The sequence below is a fragment of the Capsulimonas corticalis genome (assembly GCF_003574315.2).
Lineage (GTDB): Bacteria > Armatimonadota > Armatimonadia > Armatimonadales > Capsulimonadaceae > Capsulimonas > Capsulimonas corticalis.
On record NZ_AP025739.1, the window covers coordinates 3,416,095 to 3,432,527 of the forward strand.

General features: G+C 60.4%; 16 protein-coding genes. 4 read left to right on the forward strand and 12 right to left on the reverse strand.

The window, feature by feature from the left end:
- The first annotated feature begins 39 nt into the window (after positions 1-39).
- Entirely contained in the window at positions 40-771 is a 732-nt protein-coding gene (locus tag D5261_RS14600) for a prepilin-type N-terminal cleavage/methylation domain-containing protein (RefSeq protein ID WP_119320587.1), read from the forward strand.
- A gap of 67 nt (positions 772-838) precedes the next feature.
- Positions 839-1,804, forward strand: a complete 966-nt coding sequence (locus D5261_RS14605) for a phosphoenolpyruvate carboxykinase (ATP) (protein WP_119320586.1) — start codon at positions 839-841, stop codon at positions 1,802-1,804.
- A 14-nt stretch (positions 1,805-1,818) separates the two neighbouring features.
- Here the strand turns inward: D5261_RS14605 and D5261_RS14610 are convergent, their stop codons facing one another.
- From D5261_RS14610 to leuS, 7 genes are all read right to left on the reverse strand, one after another.
- Entirely contained in the window at positions 1,819-2,586 is a 768-nt protein-coding gene (locus D5261_RS14610; RefSeq protein WP_218025543.1) for an ATP-binding cassette domain-containing protein, read from the reverse strand.
- Positions 2,587-2,895: 309 nt separating this feature from the next.
- Entirely contained in the window at positions 2,896-3,696 is an 801-nt protein-coding gene (locus D5261_RS14615; RefSeq protein ID WP_119320792.1) for an ABC transporter permease subunit, read from the reverse strand.
- A 74-nt stretch (positions 3,697-3,770) separates the two neighbouring features.
- Positions 3,771-4,811, reverse strand: a complete 1,041-nt coding sequence (locus D5261_RS14620; RefSeq protein WP_165864057.1) for a PhnD/SsuA/transferrin family substrate-binding protein — start codon at positions 4,809-4,811, stop codon at positions 3,771-3,773.
- A gap of 52 nt (positions 4,812-4,863) precedes the next feature.
- A complete protein-coding gene (locus D5261_RS14625) occupies positions 4,864-5,208 on the reverse strand; it encodes a 4Fe-4S dicluster domain-containing protein (RefSeq protein ID WP_119320584.1) in 345 nt (114 codons plus the stop codon).
- Entirely contained in the window at positions 5,205-6,839 is a 1,635-nt protein-coding gene (locus tag D5261_RS14630; protein WP_119320583.1) for an FAD-dependent oxidoreductase, read from the reverse strand. Before D5261_RS14630 ends, D5261_RS14625 begins: the two co-directional genes overlap by 4 nt.
- Before the next feature lie 200 nt (positions 6,840-7,039).
- On the reverse strand, positions 7,040-7,915 hold the full coding sequence (locus D5261_RS14635; protein WP_119320582.1) for a ComEA family DNA-binding protein: 876 nt from the start codon (positions 7,913-7,915) through the stop codon (positions 7,040-7,042).
- A 213-nt stretch (positions 7,916-8,128) separates the two neighbouring features.
- The gene (leuS, locus tag D5261_RS14640) at positions 8,129-10,747 is read right to left on the reverse strand and encodes a leucine--tRNA ligase (protein WP_119320581.1); all 2,619 of its coding nucleotides are present in this window, start codon (positions 10,745-10,747) and stop codon (positions 8,129-8,131) included.
- A gap of 129 nt (positions 10,748-10,876) precedes the next feature.
- Between leuS and D5261_RS14645 the strand changes: the two genes are divergently transcribed.
- Positions 10,877-11,626 (forward strand): NAD-dependent epimerase/dehydratase family protein, encoded by a 750-nt coding sequence (locus tag D5261_RS14645; RefSeq protein ID WP_119320580.1) that lies wholly within the window; start codon positions 10,877-10,879, stop codon positions 11,624-11,626.
- Between the two features lie 63 nt (positions 11,627-11,689).
- The gene (locus D5261_RS14650) at positions 11,690-12,031 is read left to right on the forward strand and encodes a hypothetical protein (protein WP_119320579.1); all 342 of its coding nucleotides are present in this window, start codon (positions 11,690-11,692) and stop codon (positions 12,029-12,031) included.
- A gap of 61 nt (positions 12,032-12,092) precedes the next feature.
- Here the strand turns inward: D5261_RS14650 and D5261_RS14655 are convergent, their stop codons facing one another.
- The 5 genes from D5261_RS14655 to D5261_RS14675 form a co-directional block, all read right to left on the reverse strand.
- The gene (locus D5261_RS14655) at positions 12,093-13,193 is read right to left on the reverse strand and encodes a hypothetical protein (protein WP_125205884.1); all 1,101 of its coding nucleotides are present in this window, start codon (positions 13,191-13,193) and stop codon (positions 12,093-12,095) included.
- Between the two features lie 213 nt (positions 13,194-13,406).
- Complete coding sequence (locus D5261_RS14660; RefSeq protein ID WP_125205883.1) at positions 13,407-14,690, reverse strand: hypothetical protein; 1,284 nt, start codon at positions 14,688-14,690, stop codon at positions 13,407-13,409.
- A 182-nt stretch (positions 14,691-14,872) separates the two neighbouring features.
- Positions 14,873-15,475: a hypothetical protein gene (locus D5261_RS14665; protein ID WP_125205882.1), complete on the reverse strand. Its 603-nt coding sequence runs from the start codon at positions 15,473-15,475 to the stop codon at positions 14,873-14,875.
- A gap of 98 nt (positions 15,476-15,573) precedes the next feature.
- Positions 15,574-15,924, reverse strand: coding sequence for a nuclear transport factor 2 family protein (locus D5261_RS14670; RefSeq protein ID WP_119320575.1), 351 nt, complete (start codon positions 15,922-15,924; stop codon positions 15,574-15,576).
- Positions 15,925-16,040: 116 nt separating this feature from the next.
- Positions 16,041-16,391, reverse strand: a complete 351-nt coding sequence (locus D5261_RS14675; RefSeq protein ID WP_165864056.1) for a nuclear transport factor 2 family protein — start codon at positions 16,389-16,391, stop codon at positions 16,041-16,043.
- Between the last annotated feature and the right edge of the window lie 42 nt (positions 16,392-16,433).

The window sequence follows — 16,433 nt, forward strand, 5'->3', positions numbered from 1 at the left end:
GGCGTAGCGTCGTCGTGGAAATGAAAGGAGCGAGGAAGTATGAGCGGAGAGAAAACAAATCGCGGCGTGGCGGCCGGGTTTACGCTGATCGAGCTTCTCGTCGTCATCAGCATCATTGCGTTGCTGGTCGCCATTCTGCTGCCGGTTTTCACCTCGGCTCGGCGCAGGGCTCAGCAGGTGACTTGCCTTTCCAATCTGCGCCAGCTCGGAATCGCGACCTTTCAATACGCGCAGGATTACGACGATCGTTACCCCTATGGCGGTGATCCGGTCGATTTGGATACGGACGAATTCGTCGATACGTGGCAGACCTGGCAGGGAGGACGATATGGGCAGGCGATTCAGCAGATGAGGGCAAATAAGCAGTTGCTTCCGAACGTGATGTTCGCTTATGTGAAAAATCGCGAACTCTGGCATTGCCCTTCCGACAATGGATTTACCCTCGCCGGCACTTTTGAGGGGACGCCTCTGGATGCTGGTTCGTCTTGTTTTGATTCCTTTGGCATGAGCTACGGGTATACGACTCTGTTGGCGCTGGACGGGCAAACGATCAGCGGGGTTCGGGCGTGGAGCCGCAAGGCGCCCTACAGCGATCACGATCCGGTGGATGTCCCACTGTTCGCCGATCAGGTCGGACTCTGGCACGGAGGCATGGAGCGGAAGGAGGAGCGACTGAATATGGTGATGCTGGATGGTCACGCGATCAGCGTGACGCGCGATCGCGCGGACGCGCTGAACAATATTCTGTTTACCGTTCCCTTGCCCGATTAGCTGGAGCGGCGATTGCAGGAATTTCTTCCGGGTTCCCTTCGATGTGGAGGCAGGAGATGGCTCAAGCGTGATTTATCACATCAACGAATTTTCCGTCGACAGCGAATTTGATTTGCCGTGCGAGATGGCTGGCGCTTCCTCTCGCCTGAACGCCAAGTCCGATATGATCGCGCTGCGGCGGGCGTCTCTCGCGCATATCTCCTGCACGATGAGAAAGATTCGCCCCCAGCTTATCTATGATGTGGGCGATGGCTTACTATTAGAACCCAATACGACCCGTGGAATGCTGGCTCTTCATATCGACTTCAAAGGGCGAGCGATGACAGTAGATTGCGCCGACGATTTGTTGGAAATTGCTTCGGCCTGGGCCATTCATGCGGGGCTGGGCGTGGCGACGCTGACGCACGGCGGGATTCCGCTGCATGGGGCGGGCATCCAAATGGTTGGTCGCTCTATCGCTTTGATGGCCGATTCCGGAGCGGGGAAATCAACCCTTTCCTGGTTTTTATTACGGCATGGAGCGCGCTTTGCGAACGACGATCTGATTCCCGTGCGAATGATGGGGGAGGAGGCTATCGCTTTTCCTTCCGTTTCCCTGTATCCCAAACTGTCTCGGGAAGCGGTGGATCTGCACGGAATGGAGATTGAAAATCTTATTCCCGCCGATTATGGCGTGGGAGAGGAAGAGTATTACGTTCCTTTGCCCAGCGCACAACGCGTTGCGGAGCCATCCCCGCTTGCCGCCATCTTTTTGATCCGGCCTCAGCCTCTCCCGAAAGAGAGTTTGCTGAAACCGAAGCATATGCGGACTCTGGTGACTTCGCGCCGGCTTTCCGACGAGGAAGCAACGAGGACGCTGAGGCGTAATCTGCACGCCGCCTGGCTCATGGAGAGATGGATGGATGGCGGAAAATTGAATGGACTGTGCCATGATCTTGCCGCGCGAGTTCCAATTTACGAACTCAGCTATCCGCGATTTTTCGCCATTTTGCCCACTCTCGCGCAGTGCGTCGCTCAACTCATCGAGAGTTGAGCGACGCCGCCGCTTCACTCGGCGGCTCGCACATGGCGCAGGATCTCTTCGCGCAGGGCGATGAACTCCGCCGAGGCGCGGTCGCGCGGGCGGGGGAGTTGGACGGGGATGTCGACGGAGATGACGCCGTTCTGAATCTGGACGACGCGGTCGGCGAGGGCGACGGCTTCTTCGGCGTCGTGCGTGATGAGCAGGGTGGTGAAGCCGCGCTGCCGCCAGAGGTCTTCGATCAGGCGCTGCATGTCCGGGCGAGTCAGGGCGTCGAGCGCGCCGAGCGGTTCGTCGAGCAGCAGGAAACGAGGATGACTGGCGAGGGCGCGCGCGAGGGCGACGCGCTGGCGCTGGCCGCCGCTGAGGATCGACGGCCAATCCTTGCCCCGGTCTCCCAGACCCACATCATCCAGCGCCGCCTGCGCCTTCGGCTTCCAGTCGCCGGTGAGTCCAAGCCCTGTGTTTTCCAGCACGTGCATCCACGGCATCAAACGCGCGTCCTGGAACATCACACGGACATCCGGATGCAGCGTGCGGAGCGGCTGATCGTCGATCGCGACCAGCCCCCGGGTCGCCGGCTCCAGTCCCGCCAGCAGACGCAGCAGCGTGCTCTTGCCGCACCCGCTGCGCCCAACCACCGCCACGAACTCGCCCGGCGCGATATCTAAGTCCAAATCGACCAGAACTTTGTTCTCGCCAAAGTATTTATGCGCCCCGCGTACGGTGACGCGCGCGCCCTGGGAATCGCCTTTTAAGCCTTCAAATTGTGGTTTTTGTAGAATTGTCGCCACGATGGAGATCCTTGCTTGGTTCTAAAAATCGTCTGCAAGGATGCCCCCGGCCCCATGGGAGCTTATAAGACTAGGTTTTTTCGACCACGTTGCACCCGAGTATAAAACTCGGGCCTTGGGAGTCGCTTCGCGACTAAGCGTCCGTGCCGGACGCAAATGCCGGCAATCGATCGCAGTTTCCTCCGTCCGGAACGGACGGTTAGCCGAAGGCTCCCAAGACCCGGCTTTTATAGCCGGGGATCGCATACGCTGACGCCTACGAAAACCTCTCCTTATGAACCCAGTGGGGGCCGGGGGGCATCCTCCTCTCTACTTCGCCGCCCCTCCATACCCCGTGTGCCAGGGTAGGAAGACGCGCTCCAGCAGCCGCGCCGCCAGGTCCGCGCCCTTGCCGAGCAGGGCGTAGAGCAGGATGCCGAAGACGACGACGTCGGTTTGCATGTATTCGCGGGCGTTGGTGGTCATGTAGCCGATGCCGGAGTCGGCGGCGACGGTTTCGGCGACAATTAGGGTCAGCCACATTGCGCCTAGCGCGAACCGGAGGCCGATCAGGATCGAGGGCAGTGCGGCGGGAAGGATGACTTGCCGAAACAGACGGAAGCCTTTGATCCCGTAGACGCGGCCGGCTTCCACGAGGGAAGGATCAACGGCGCGCATGCCGTGGAAGGTGTTCAGGTAAATCGGGAAGAAGACGCCGAGCGCAACCAGGACGATCTTGGTTTCTTCGCCAATGCCGAACCACAGGATCAGCAGCGGGATCAGGGCGAGGTGCGGGATCGTGCGCGCCATCTGGATGGTGCTGTCCAGCGTTTGCTCGCTGCGTCGAACCAGGCCGTTGATCATGCCGAAGAGGAAGCCCAGGGAGCCGCCGATCGCGAAGCCGGTGAAGGCGCGCTTGGCGCTGATGGCGATGTCCGCCGCCAGTTCGGTGTGCGCCAGGACGACGCCGGCTTTGACAACTCCCACCGGAGAGGGCAGCACCTGCGGCGCGATCGTCCCGCGCTGGGCCAGCCATTGCCAGACGGCGAGGATGACCAGCGGGACGGCCCAGGGCAGCACGCGGCCCCAGAGATCGCCGCCGGAGCGGACGGCGGATTTGGGCGCCGCCATGCGGGATTCTGCTGGCGCGACGGACCCGCGCCAGATCCGTCGGGACGCGATGGGAGTGCTCATCTTGTGTTCTCCTATTTCGGCAGCGCCGCCGATTGCGTGGCGCCTGCAGGGGAAACAGTCCAGGTCTTCAAGTCAAAGTCCGATTTGGCGAGATGCTGCTGCACGAGGAACGCCTTGGTGCCGCTGAGCAGCGCCAGACCTTTGGGCGTGAACGGCTCTTTGGAATAGAGCGCGATCGGATAGGACGCCTTGACGATTGGCTCGGGCAGCTTGCTCAGAGCCGTCTGAAATTGGTAGTAATCTTCCGGGTGCGCCTGCGCGTTGTCGATCGCGTTAGCGCGCGCCTTGTTCCAGATCGCCGGGAACTGCGGATGGGCGGCAAGATAGGTTTCGGAAACGACCGTGACGCCGCTGCCGCTGAGGCCTGGGTGCTGGTTCGCCTGATCGATCGCCTTGTAGCCGTGCTGGATCAGCAAAGGACCGGTCCCGCCTGGGGCCGCATAGGCGGCGATGTCGCCATGCTGGAGCGCGGATTCGGCGGCGTTGGGAAGCAGATGGACGAACTTCACATCCTTGGTCAGATTCTTCTCCGCGAGCAATCCCAGCAGGTAGCGCGCCATATAGGAGCCTTTGGAGGTGGCGACGGTCTTGCCGCGCAGATCATCCACCGTCTTTGGCCCGTCGGCGCGGACGATCAGCCAGGCGTTCGTCCCCACGGTGTTCTGATTGATGGCGCGGGTAGGGAGGCCCGCCGATCGTCCGACCAGGGCCGGAGTATCGCCGTATTCGCCGACATCCAGGCCGCCCGCCGCCATCGCTTCATTCAGGTCTGGTCCATTCGCGAACGGCGTGAACTCGATCTGAGTGATCCCCGCGCTCGCGAGGTCCTTGATCAGCGTCCCTTGCTTGTAGGCGAGACCTTCGGGACCCGACGGCTGCTTGCCGGTCGTGCTGATGATGCCGACGCGCAGAACTCCCGTTTGGCTGCTCTCATATCCGCCCGGGGAGTGCGCGCCCTTGGGGCCACAGCCCACAAATAGCAGCGGCAAGGCCAGCGCGCCGGCGGCGATCCATCGGCGTTCGATTCGTTTTCCAGCAACTCTCGTACTCAACACAAATTCCTTCCAACTCTCACGACGCAGACTCGATCCTTCCGATTCTGCGCTAATGCAGAACTTTGCGGATCTTCTCCTGCATATAATCCGTCGCATCGACCTTCGCCGCTCCGGGAGTGCGGCCCGGACCCCAGCCGACCGCCTCGCGGTAGCTGCCGAGCAGTCCCAGGTCGATCAACCGGTCTTCGTCCACCGCCACCGACGCCTCCGCTTCGGGGGCGACATACAGCGCATCCGCCGGGCAATAAACTTCGCACATGAAACAGGTCTGGCATGCCGACTGCCGGGCGATGACCGGCGCGCCGCCGTCGACCTCGTCGAAGACGTTCGTCGGGCAGACCTTCACGCAAAGGTTGCATTCGATGCAGCGGGATTGGCTGACAAGTTCGATCATCGGGACACCGTTTCTTTCGGGGCGGGGGCGGCGACGCTGGTCGGGTCGGGTTTGACCCAGACCGTATCCAGCCCGCCGCTCAGGAGTCGATACTGCTGCTCCGGCGACTGCGCGGGGTGGTCCACCCGCTTGTGCATGCCGCGCGTCTCGGTGCGGACATGGGCGCTGGCGTACATCCAGCGCGCGGTCGCCACCATCGCCGCCGCCTGCCGCGCCTGGATCACGCCCTCGGTCGTGGAAGCGGATTCCGGACGGCCCTGCACGGCGCGCCAGAGTCCATTGAGCTCCACCAGCGAACTGCGCAGGCCGGCTTCGGTGCGGAACAGATTCTTGTCGTAGGGCGTGACTTCCGACTGCACGCCGCGAACGATCTCGGCGGTGTCGAAGCCCGCTCCGGCGGGACGCAGCGCGGCGCGGCCCGCGCCGCGCAGACGCCGGTTGTGCGCCTTTTCGCCCAGCGACAGGGCATACGCCGCCGCGCCGCCACCGGCCCAGTAGCCCGAAGAGATCGCCCAGGCGGCGTTGTGGCTGCCGCCGCCGGTAAAGCCGCCGCAGATCAGCTCGCGCGTCGCGGCGTCGCCCGCCGCGTACAGGCCCGGCGCCGTGGTGGCGCAGGTCGTGTCGGCGATCCGAATGCCGCCGGTGCCGCGCACGGTGCCTTCCAGGCGCATCGTCACCGGGAACCGGTCCGTGAACGGGTTGATCCCGGCGCGATCGAACGGCAGGAAGAAATTGGGCTGGCCCTTGCGCATCCAGACCTGCGTTTCGTCATCGGCTTTGTCGAGCTGGCAGAAGACCGGCTGCGTGAGCAGTGTTTTGGCGATGATCGAGCGCCCGCGCTGCGATCCCGCGCCTTCGATCACGCGGCCGTCTTCGTAGGTGAAGGACGCCCAGCTATAGTAGGCGCTCTTGGTGACGGACGAGAACGCCGGCGCCAGCGAATACGCGTTGGAAAACTCCATGCCGCTCATCTCGCCGCCGGCCTCGGCGGCCATCAGGCCGCCGTCGCCCGTCAAAACGTTCGTTCCCAGCGCCTTGCTCAAAAACGCGCAGCCGCCGGTGGCGATCACCACGGCGCCGGCCTTCACCGACCAGGGCCGATTTTCCTGACGCTGCACGCCCGCCGCGCCGGCCACAACGCCGTCGAAATCCAGCAGCAGCTCCAGCGCCGGGCTATGATCCAGAATCTTCACACCCGCCTGTTTCACGACTTTGCGCATGATCTTCATGTATTCCGGACCCTGCATACCGCGCCGTACCTGCTCGCCGCGCTCGTTGGTCGGGAACGGATACCCCCACTGCGCGAGATGCGCGACATTCTCATAGGTCTGATCCAGCACGCGGTCCATCCAGCTATGATCGGCCAAAAATCCGCCGAGCGCTTCCCGGCTCGCCTTCGCCTTCGCGCGCTCTTCCGGATCGGGCTGTACATACCAGACACCCACGCCCGACGGCGCCGTCGCGCCGCTGGCGCCGCAGTACCCCTTGTCCGCCAGCACCACGCGCGCGCCCTTCGATGCGGCGCTCCACGCTGCCCACGTCCCGGCGGGACCGCCGCCGATGACCAGGACATCCGCCGTCAATTCGAGCGGTTCGTTCTGCTGGGTCGAGATCGAAAAAGCGTCACTCATTGGGTTTGTATCCTTTACAGGTCGTTCAAAGATCGCGGAAAAGTATGGCAATCCAAATGCAAAAAGAGGCCCAAGCACAGTTGCTTGGGCCTCCAGGTGTCTAGTCGGCGATGAAATCACTATTTAGTTACTAGTAAAACTAGCGATATTTCAAATTATACCGAGGGCGCTGTGGAATGTCAATAGGCGCGGGAAGAAAATTACAGCGTCACAAACGGCGCGATCTTGGCCAGCTTTTTTTCGCCGATGCCTTTGACGTCCATCAAATCTTCGATCTTATGGAAGCCGCCGTTCTGCGTGCGATAGTCGATGATATGCGCGGCGGTGGCGGGGCCGACGCCTGGCAGGCGCTCCAAATCCGTCGCCGAAGCGGTGTTGATGTTGATGCGCTCGCCGGACGCGGCGGTAATTTTGTCGGGATGGGAGGCGTGCGCGTGGGTCGGAGCGCCTTCTTCCGATGATGCGGCAGGCTCCGAGCCGGCGGCTTGGTCGCCTGCGGAGGCAGAAGGACTGGGGGCGACGGCGCTGGCGTCAATCGGCAGCGGGACGGCTTTTCCGAAGGCGGGCAGCGGGGAGGCGGCCGGCAAGCGCGGAGCGCGCGCAACGTGGATCGTCGTGTGGCCGATGCTGTTGCCGGGCGTATAATGCTGGATCCTGGCGGGATCTTCGTGGCGTTCGGGGACGTAAATCTTTTCACCGTCCGCGATCGGCTCCGCGAGGTTCAAGGCGTCGAGATCGGCTTTGGAAGTCCCGCCACCCGCCGCATGGATGGCGTTGGCGACACGGTTGGGGAGGGGAAGATGATAGAGGCCCGGATTTCGGACCGCTCCGGCGACGTGCACGTAGCAAATCAAATCGGAGGGCAGAATAGAGGTGGTCGATCCAACCGCCGTCAGGGTTTTCGTGGGCGCCGCGCTCAGAACATCCGGCGCGCCGCCCGGCGCGGCGCTGGGAGCATCGGTAATTGTGATCGGCGCTGGGGGCGTGTGACGCTTTGCGTAAAGGTTCGCGCCTCCGGCGCACGCGATCACGCCAATGACGGCGACGAGCGCCCAGCGAATCCGAGGGTCCTGCATTTGATCCTCACGAGAGAAAGATGAGCCCTCACCCTCGGTCCCTCTCCCGGAGGAGAGGGACCGAGGGTGAACCGAACGTAGCTTCGCGCCTAAGGCTTGAAATACTATTTTTAGTCCAAGAATTCGTGAACCTTGTTTTGGCTCCGACCTTTGGACACCCCTCTCCCGCGCTTTAGCGCTCTATCGGGAGAGGGGAAGGGGGTGAGGGCTCTGCTACCCCACCACAATATTCACCAGTTTCCCCGGCACCACGATCACGTTGCGGATCGTCTTGCCGTGGGTGTGCTCCTGAACGCGCTCGCTTTCCAGCGCGATGGCTTTGAGCGATTCGTTGTCCAGGCCGGCGGGCGCGGTGATCTTGTCGCGGACCTTTCCGTTGACCTGGACGACGAGGGTGATCTCGTCGGCTTTGGCGACTTCAGGATCGGATTCGGGCCAGGCGTGCTTGTACAGGAAGCCCGATTGTCCAAGGCCGACCTGCCAGAGCTCGTCGGCCAGATGCGGGGCGAAGGGCGCGAGGATCAGGATCAGGTTTTCGATGGCTTCGTCAAGAGCCGCCGAGCGCTCGCCGGCGGGCAGGGCGTTGACGACTTCGTACATCGCGTTCACCCACTCCATCAGGCCCGCGACGGAGGTGTTGAACCGGAAGTTCTCCAGGTCGTCGGCGATCTTGACGATCGTCTGGTGCGTCTTGCGGCGCAGGGCCTTTTCCTTGGCGTCCGTGAGGTCGCCGACGCGCGCGCGCCAATCGGGCGTCCAGCCTTCGGACTGCTGGGCGACCAATCGGTAGACACGCGCCAGGAACTTGAACGATCCCCGGATGCCGTCCTCGCTCCACTGCACCGTTTCTTCAAACGGAGCGATGAACATCTCGTAGACACGCGTGGAGTCCGCGCCGTACTTGGCGGCGGTCTCATCGGGCGTCACGACATTGCCGGCGCTCTTGGACATCTTCGCCCAGCGATAGACGATCTCTTCGGGTTTGTACTTAGGCAGATCTTCGGGCTTGATCGCGACCCAGTCTTCGATCGGTTCGTCGGAGCTATCTTCCGACGTTCGCTCATCCAGCTCCGGCTTGCGGCCGGGCGTGTAGGCGAGCATCATGCCTTGATTGCGCAGGCGCGTGAACGGCTCGTCGAACTCCAGCTTGCCGGCGTCGTATAACACCTTCGTCCAGAACCGGGCATAGAGCAGGTGCATGACGGCGTGCTCGGCGCCGCCGACATAGGTGTCCACGGGCAGCCAGTACTTCGCGGCCTCGGACGAGAACGGCGCGGAGCCGTTGTGCGGGTCGGCGAACCTCAGGAAGTACCAGGACGAGCAGGCGAAGCCGGCCATCGTGTCCGTTTCGCGCCGCGCCGCGCCGCCGCAGATCGGGCAGACGGTGTTGACGAACTCGGGGATCGTCGCCAGCGGCGACTCGCCCGTGCCCGACGGCTGGTAATTCTCGACCGGAGGCAGCAAAACGGGCAATTGATCCTCAGGGACCGGGACCGCGCCGTGCTCCGGGCAATGGATGATCGGGATCGGAACGCCCCAGTACCGCTGGCGGGAGAGCAGCCAGTCTCGGAACCGGTAGTTGACGACCGGCTTGCCCTTGCCCTGCTGCTCCAGCCACGCCGAAACTTGCCGCACGGTGGCCTTGCTATACGCCAGGCCGTTGAACGCGCCTGAATTGGTCAGGACACCCTGATCTGTCGTCGCCTGCGTCATGGATTCGCCGGTGATCGCCTCGCCGGGCTGCTGATAGACCGGAATGATCGGCAGATCGAACTTGCGGGCGAAGTCAAAGTCGCGCTGGTCGTGCGCGGGCACGGCCATGATCGCGCCGGTTCCGTAGCCCGTCAGGACATAGTCGGCGATCCAGATCGGGACCTGCTCGCCGTTTACGGGGTTGGACGCATAAGAGCCGGTGAAGACGCCGGTTTTCTCGCGGCCTTCGGCCTGGCGGTCGATATCGGCCAGTCGTCCGGCGCGGGCGACATACGCCGCGATATCGTCCGTGTGCTCCGGCGTCGTCAATGTCTCGACGAGCGGATGCTCGGGCGCCAGGACCATAAAGGTCGCGCCCCAGAGCGTGTCCGGACGGGTCGTGAAGACGGTGATCGTGTGCTCGCCCGCCTGGAAATCCACCTCAGCGCCTTCGCTGCGGCCGATCCAGTTGCGCTGCTGCATCTTGATGCCTTCGGGCCAGTCCACGGTATCCAGACCGGAGAGCAGCCGCTCGGCGTACTCGGTGATCTTCAGATACCACTGCGGCATCGCCTTTTTCTCAACCGGGGTTCCGCAGCGCTGACAGCGGCCGTTGACGACTTCTTCGTTCGCCAGGGCCGTTTTGTCGAATGGGCACCAGTTGATATTGGCGTTCTTGCGTTCGGCCAAACCGCGCTGGTTCAGCATCAGGAAGATCCACTGCGTCCAATGATAGTAGGCGGGATCGCTGGAGTTGATCTCCCGGTCCCAGTCGTAACCCATGCCGATCAGGTTTAACTGGCGCTTGTAGTTCGCCGCGTACTCTCTGACCATCGTGCTCGGCTGCCGTTTTTTGTTGATCGCTTCATTTTCGGCGGGCATTCCGAAGGCGTCCCAGCCCATCGGATGCAGCACATTGAAACCGCGCATCGACTTGTAGCGCAAAAACGCGTCATTGGGAGCATAGTTCTTGAAGTGTCCGACGCTCAGACCCGCGCCGGAGGGGTAGGGAAAGAATTCCAGCCCGTAATATTTCGGCTTACTGGGGTCGATCTCCACATGATAGAGGTTCGCTTCCGCCCAGCGATCCTGCCACTTCTTCTCAATCTCGTTAAAGTTGTAACGTTCGTCCAACGCCATTGTCTTTCTCGCCTCATCCCTCTCGATGTCGTCATTATACCTGCTGGGCTGGGATTCGGCGAATAGAGGGACTGATGGGCTCAATGGCGAACATCTGTATGACGGAATTTTGTTGGATGGAGCGGTGAGATGACGCAAGAATCGAAGCGGCGGGTGCTGGTGACGGGGGCGGCGGGATATATTGGATCCTACTTTGCGGAGCATTCGTCCGAGAAGTACGATTTGCGTCTGATGGTGCGCGAGCAAGATTGGGCGATCGACCGGATCCGCCCCTTCGGCGAAGTCGTGTACGCCGATCTGAGCAGCATCGAACGCCTCCAGGAGCTGTTCGAGGGCGTGGACGCCATCGTCCACCTGGCCGCGAACCCGCGCCCCGACGCGCTTTGGAACGATTTGCTCGAACCCAATATCATCGGAACCTACAACGTCTTCACGGCGGCCGTCGCCGCCAAAGTCCGGCGCGTCATCTACGCCTCCTCGGTGCACGCCGTCGCGGGATATCCGGACGACGTTCAGGTTAAGACCGGCGATCCGGTCAATCCTCCCGATTTGTACGGCGTGGCGAAGTGCTTTGGCGAGGCGCTGGCCCGGTACATGTCGTCGCAGCAGGGCCTCAGCGCCATCGTCGTGCGGATCGGCGCCTACAAAACCGTGGAGCGTGGCCGCATGGATAAAGGCCCGCATCTGCGAAACTCATTCGTCTCCAAGCGCGATCTGAATCAGCTGCTCCACCGGTGCATCGACGTCGAGGATTTGCCCTTCGCAATTCTTCACGGCGTCAGCGACAACCAATTCAAGCGTCTTGATATCTCCACCACGCGCGATCTGGTCGGTTACGATCCACAGGACGACGTACTGCGCGACGAGCCTCTTCCCTAGCCGTCTGTTTGCTCACCGCGCGGCGCGGGTAAGAACCAATCAAAGCATGATGGAGGATGAGCAGTGGCATTCCAAAACGATACCGGCGTCGCCGACGCACACCGGACAGACGATCAGCAGAAATTTGGCGACGGCAGCAGCACCGCCCCGGGCGGCGCGGACGCGCCCACGCAGAACCAGAACGAGATGACTCAGGGACAAGACGCTTACCCCGGCGGCCGCACCGGCGGCGAAACCGATAAGGGCCAGGACGCCACCCAGGCCGGCGACGAAACCGGCCTCAACGCCGACACCCCCGCCGCCGGCGACGTGGACCCCAGCAGCACCCAGTCCTCCGAGGAAACCGGACAAGACGGCGACCCCAAGTCGCCCGGCAAAAATACCGGCAACCCCTGGAACGGATAAAAGAACCTCGCGAATCAGAGAAACGATGAAGGCCGGGGCGCGATTGCGCCCCGGCCCATTGTTATTGGTTAACTCCAGCGACAATATCGCCGAGGGAGGCGCGGGACACTCGATTCCGCATGCTCGCTCGCCACGCATTTGGGGCGGAGATTGCTTTGCCTCCATCGTCGCGCCCATCCGGCCCGACACTATAAAGGAGATATCGAGCGCCCATTTGACGATATTTGAATGGTGCGTCGCTGAAAGGATCGTCGGGTGCGGCCGTCAAAATCGCGGGCGTGAGCTGCGTGAGATCGTTTGGGTAGATGTGACGCTGTGCATGATAAGTCTGCAAAGCGAGCGCGGTGAGGAGCAGCGAGTGCTGCGTGCGGGATAGCGTGTCGTTGAAAATGACGGGCGCAACTGCGATCGCGAACATTGCGATCGCGGGAGAACAGGGAATATTCTGCCGGATCGCAGTATTGTAAGGACGGTGCGTGGCGGCCTTCACACTGTCCATATAGCGGATATATTCAGAAGTCAGCTTTGCGGGCGTCAATCCTTGAAGCTGACTCACTGGCACTGTATTTTCCATTATCTGCGCGAGTTGCTTCCGCCAATTGGGCTGGCGGAATAGGAGCTTCATCTCCGTCAGCTCCTCGCGCTTTTCCTGATCGATCACCTCCGCATATGGAGCATGCAACTTTTCGATCTTCTGCATACGCATCACCGCTTGGCGCGCCTGTAGACCATTGAGATGATCGATTCGCTCCCAAAGATCCATATGTCCGATCGCCTGCACCGCCACCCCCAACAGCGCAGCGATCATCGTGCCTCCGCGCACGCACATCTCTCCCATCTGGATTGAGTCCATATCCGAATCGGCGGCTCCTGCCCAGTCGCCATGAGCCGCTCGGACCTGCGCCTCCAGCTTGAACAGGCGCGCCAGCACTCTCAGTTTAAACTCGCCGCCCAGTACCGGAACACCAGCTTTGTTGGCGCTTCGTCGGGGCGTGTAAGGGTACGCCAAACCCTGCCGGATTAGATGAAGCGCCTTGGCGTTTTGACGCACCAGCGTCTCCTGCTCCGGCAGCGAAGCTTTGGACGACGGCAAGGCGTCTCCCACTCCCAGCGCCTGACTGATTGTCTCATCCGTGCTCGAAACCGCCTTTCCCGCCGCCATAAAATAATCGTATGCGTTATGTGATTTTGGCGTTTGAGCAGCGGCTTGCATGAGGGGAAAAATGGCGAATATCGCGACGATTGCCATAGAGTTTCGTGTTATGTTTCTCATCGTACGGACCTACTCTATGATGACGATGTATCTTAGAACAAAATGGTAGCCGCCAAGTTGTTCCGTGTAGGCGAGGGGAAATCCTGCACAGAGAGAATCTGCCTACTTATTGACGCCGGCGACAATATCCCCCACGCTGTCCGATTTCACAAAATATTTCTGTGCGCCCGTGACTGGTCGATGATTGACCGAGATAGTTATGATCGCCGCTCCGCCATTGTCCTTGGCGTCGGGGCCGACGCTGTAGAGTAAATATGTCTCGCCACGCTGTTTGTACTGAAGCGGAGAACTGCTGGGGCTGAACGGATCGCGTGGGACAGAAGACAAGTAGCGCGGCGTGAGCTGGGATAACGACGCCGGATACGTTCCCGTCGCGCCGTGATATGCGTTCAAAGCCAATGCTGTGAGAAGCAATCGCCGATTCGCCGCTGTGTGATAATATTGGAAGCCATTATTATCGATCGGCTCCAACATCTGCGCCAGGGAATATATGGGATTTAATCCTGCTGGTGCGGTCTTGATGGCGGGCGACCATGGACGGCGGGATGCCTGAATCAGCAGATCCATCTCGTCCGCAAAATGGCGCTCATTGCTTCGCTGAAACGCACGGAAAAAAGGGTCTTGTCTTCGGTTCGGCGGGACCGCAAGCTGCTGGATCGCTGTCAGGCCCGCCCACTTTTCCTCAGCTCGCATTGCTTCGAGCGGCGCGGTCGCGCGGTCGATATTTTCCAGCCGAAGCGCTGCATGCGCGGCGCTTTGCGAATTCAAATCGCGCATCTCATCCCAGCCGCGCGTAAAACTTACCCTTTGGAAACGCAGCCCACGGCTGACGTCTACGGAGGTATGATCGCCAATCAAGACGGCGCCATATTGTGCTCGATCAAGACAGCTGTCCATCGCCGCAGGATAATCGCCTTTTGCGCTTTGGACCTGTGTTTCGAGAGTGAGGAGACGATCCAGGCTGTGAAATGGCTGTAATTTACTGAAGCCGAAGTCGGATGTCCGAGACAGCGGGTTCACACACTCGTGCGTCAATCCGAGTCGCAACCGCGCGAGCGCTCGCTGATTGTCTTGAAGTAACGCAGTCTTTTCGCCAAGTGTGTAAGGGTGATCGATAGGGCGGCCGCTAAAATGCCTTGACATCACAGCGTAGTCGATCTTATCACCATCCTTCATCAGATTGCCGGCGGCGATAAAGTCGTCATAAGCATTCGGCGACGGAGTGATCGCGGCTGGAACCGGAATAGGAGGCTGGAAAGCGCAGTAGCAGATGACGCCAACCGCGACAACAAAACTGATAATCAACATGAAGCGCAGGATCATGGGAATGATCGGAGTTGCTGACTGATCTTCACCGAAACGTCGTGGCGGTGGTTTGTCTTTCATTGCTTTGCTTCCGCCAATCTCTCATGAGCGTGTGCCGACGCTGGCGACAAGATCGCCGATGCTGATTGTCGGCGTTACAGAGGTTTAGACACGAAGGCGCAAAATTAGTTGCCGAGGATTTATTCAGAGTGGAGCAAAGCGGCGTTTTCGAAAACGCCGCTTTGCACTTAATCTATTTTGTCTTATTGAGGACGATACCGATTGAGGGAAATCTTGCCGGTTTCTGTTCGGTCGTCAGTTTCTGAATAGCCAAAGCGTTTATAAATCAGAGATGACCCATCGGGAGCCATATGGAGGATCGAAAATCCTTCTCCCTCTTCGAATTTCGCTTTACGCAGAAAATGCGTGTGTCCTTTACCGGTCCATAGCGCAATAAAGCCTGTCCCATAATCAGCGCCTCCCGCCGCAACGACCAGAGAATGAGGGCGTCCGGGTACCCAAGCACAATTGTCAATGTTCACAAATTCACGACTCACTCTATATCTCCGGGAAAATGGGTGAGAACCAGCCAAGTATCTATACACAATGGCCGATCCAACTTCCGCATCGCCGACCGCAATGCGCGCAATATATTTCCCGTCCGGAGAAAAGCGCCCGTAATCACATGTAAAATGGTCGGCGGCAATCGGAGATAATTTGTGTCCCGCAAAAGTTTTGTCGAACACGATCGATTTTTTGCTGTGGCTGTGGCTGTGGTGAGAATTGTGACGCACCGCGGCCGGTGCTACACACGAAGATAGGATCAGCAATGTGGTGGTGAGCGCCTTCGCGCACGAGGAAACCATGAAATCAACTCTTTCTCAGCACCAGTCTGATGTGTTGTCTTTCATTGAGTCGTTAGGAACGGCGCGCGAGCGCGCCGTTCCTAACTCCGGGGTGTCTTTTAGTAGTAGAAGATCTCATTGACGATCTTGTCGTCTTTGACGGTGTACAGTCCCGCTTCCTTCATCGTCTCCCGCTTGCCGCTGGGACGATTCGTGGCGTCGAGCTCGAATCCAACGATGAACTGGTCTCCGTTCACGAAGGGGCCAGTGACGACCACGCCGTGGACTTCGAAATTCGTAACCCACCATTCGCCCTTCGCCTTCACGGCGGCGATTCCGGTCGAGACGGGATTTTCGCCCATCGGCTCGGTGCTGACGATGTCATCAGAATAATACTGACTCATCGCTTCTTCGAACTTGCCTTCTTTGCAAAGGTCAACCAGACCCTGCGCGACTTCTTTGACGGACATCGTTTTCTCCTGGGGTGTTGTTCGAACGACTTGCCGCCTAGGGTTCGACACGCAAACGCCAAATTACTGCACGCGGGGCAAACATTTTTTCGCCCCCTCGGAGCGCTGCAAAAAACTCAGCAGTAGAACCGTTCTTCGACGATTTTTCCGTCTCGGACCACGTAGCGCGCGGCCTCTTCAAAAAGAATCGTTTCGCCGCCATTGCGGGGCGTCATCTGGATTTTGAGGCCGATGATAAATTCGTCTCCGTGGACGAAAGGCCCTGTCGCCGTCACCTGATGGACGTCATAGTCATCGAACCACGCCTGCACTTTGGCGGCGACGGCGGCGCGTCCGCGCGCCTCGGCGGGTACGCCTTCGGGCTCGACGCTCACGATGTCGTCCGCGTAAAACCGGGCGATCTCATCGCCGAACTTTCCCTGCCGCGCGAGATCGGCCACTGCGAGCGCGATTTGCGCGGTTGTCATTGTCGCTTCGTCTGAATGCTCAAAAATTGCTTGCAAGAATTG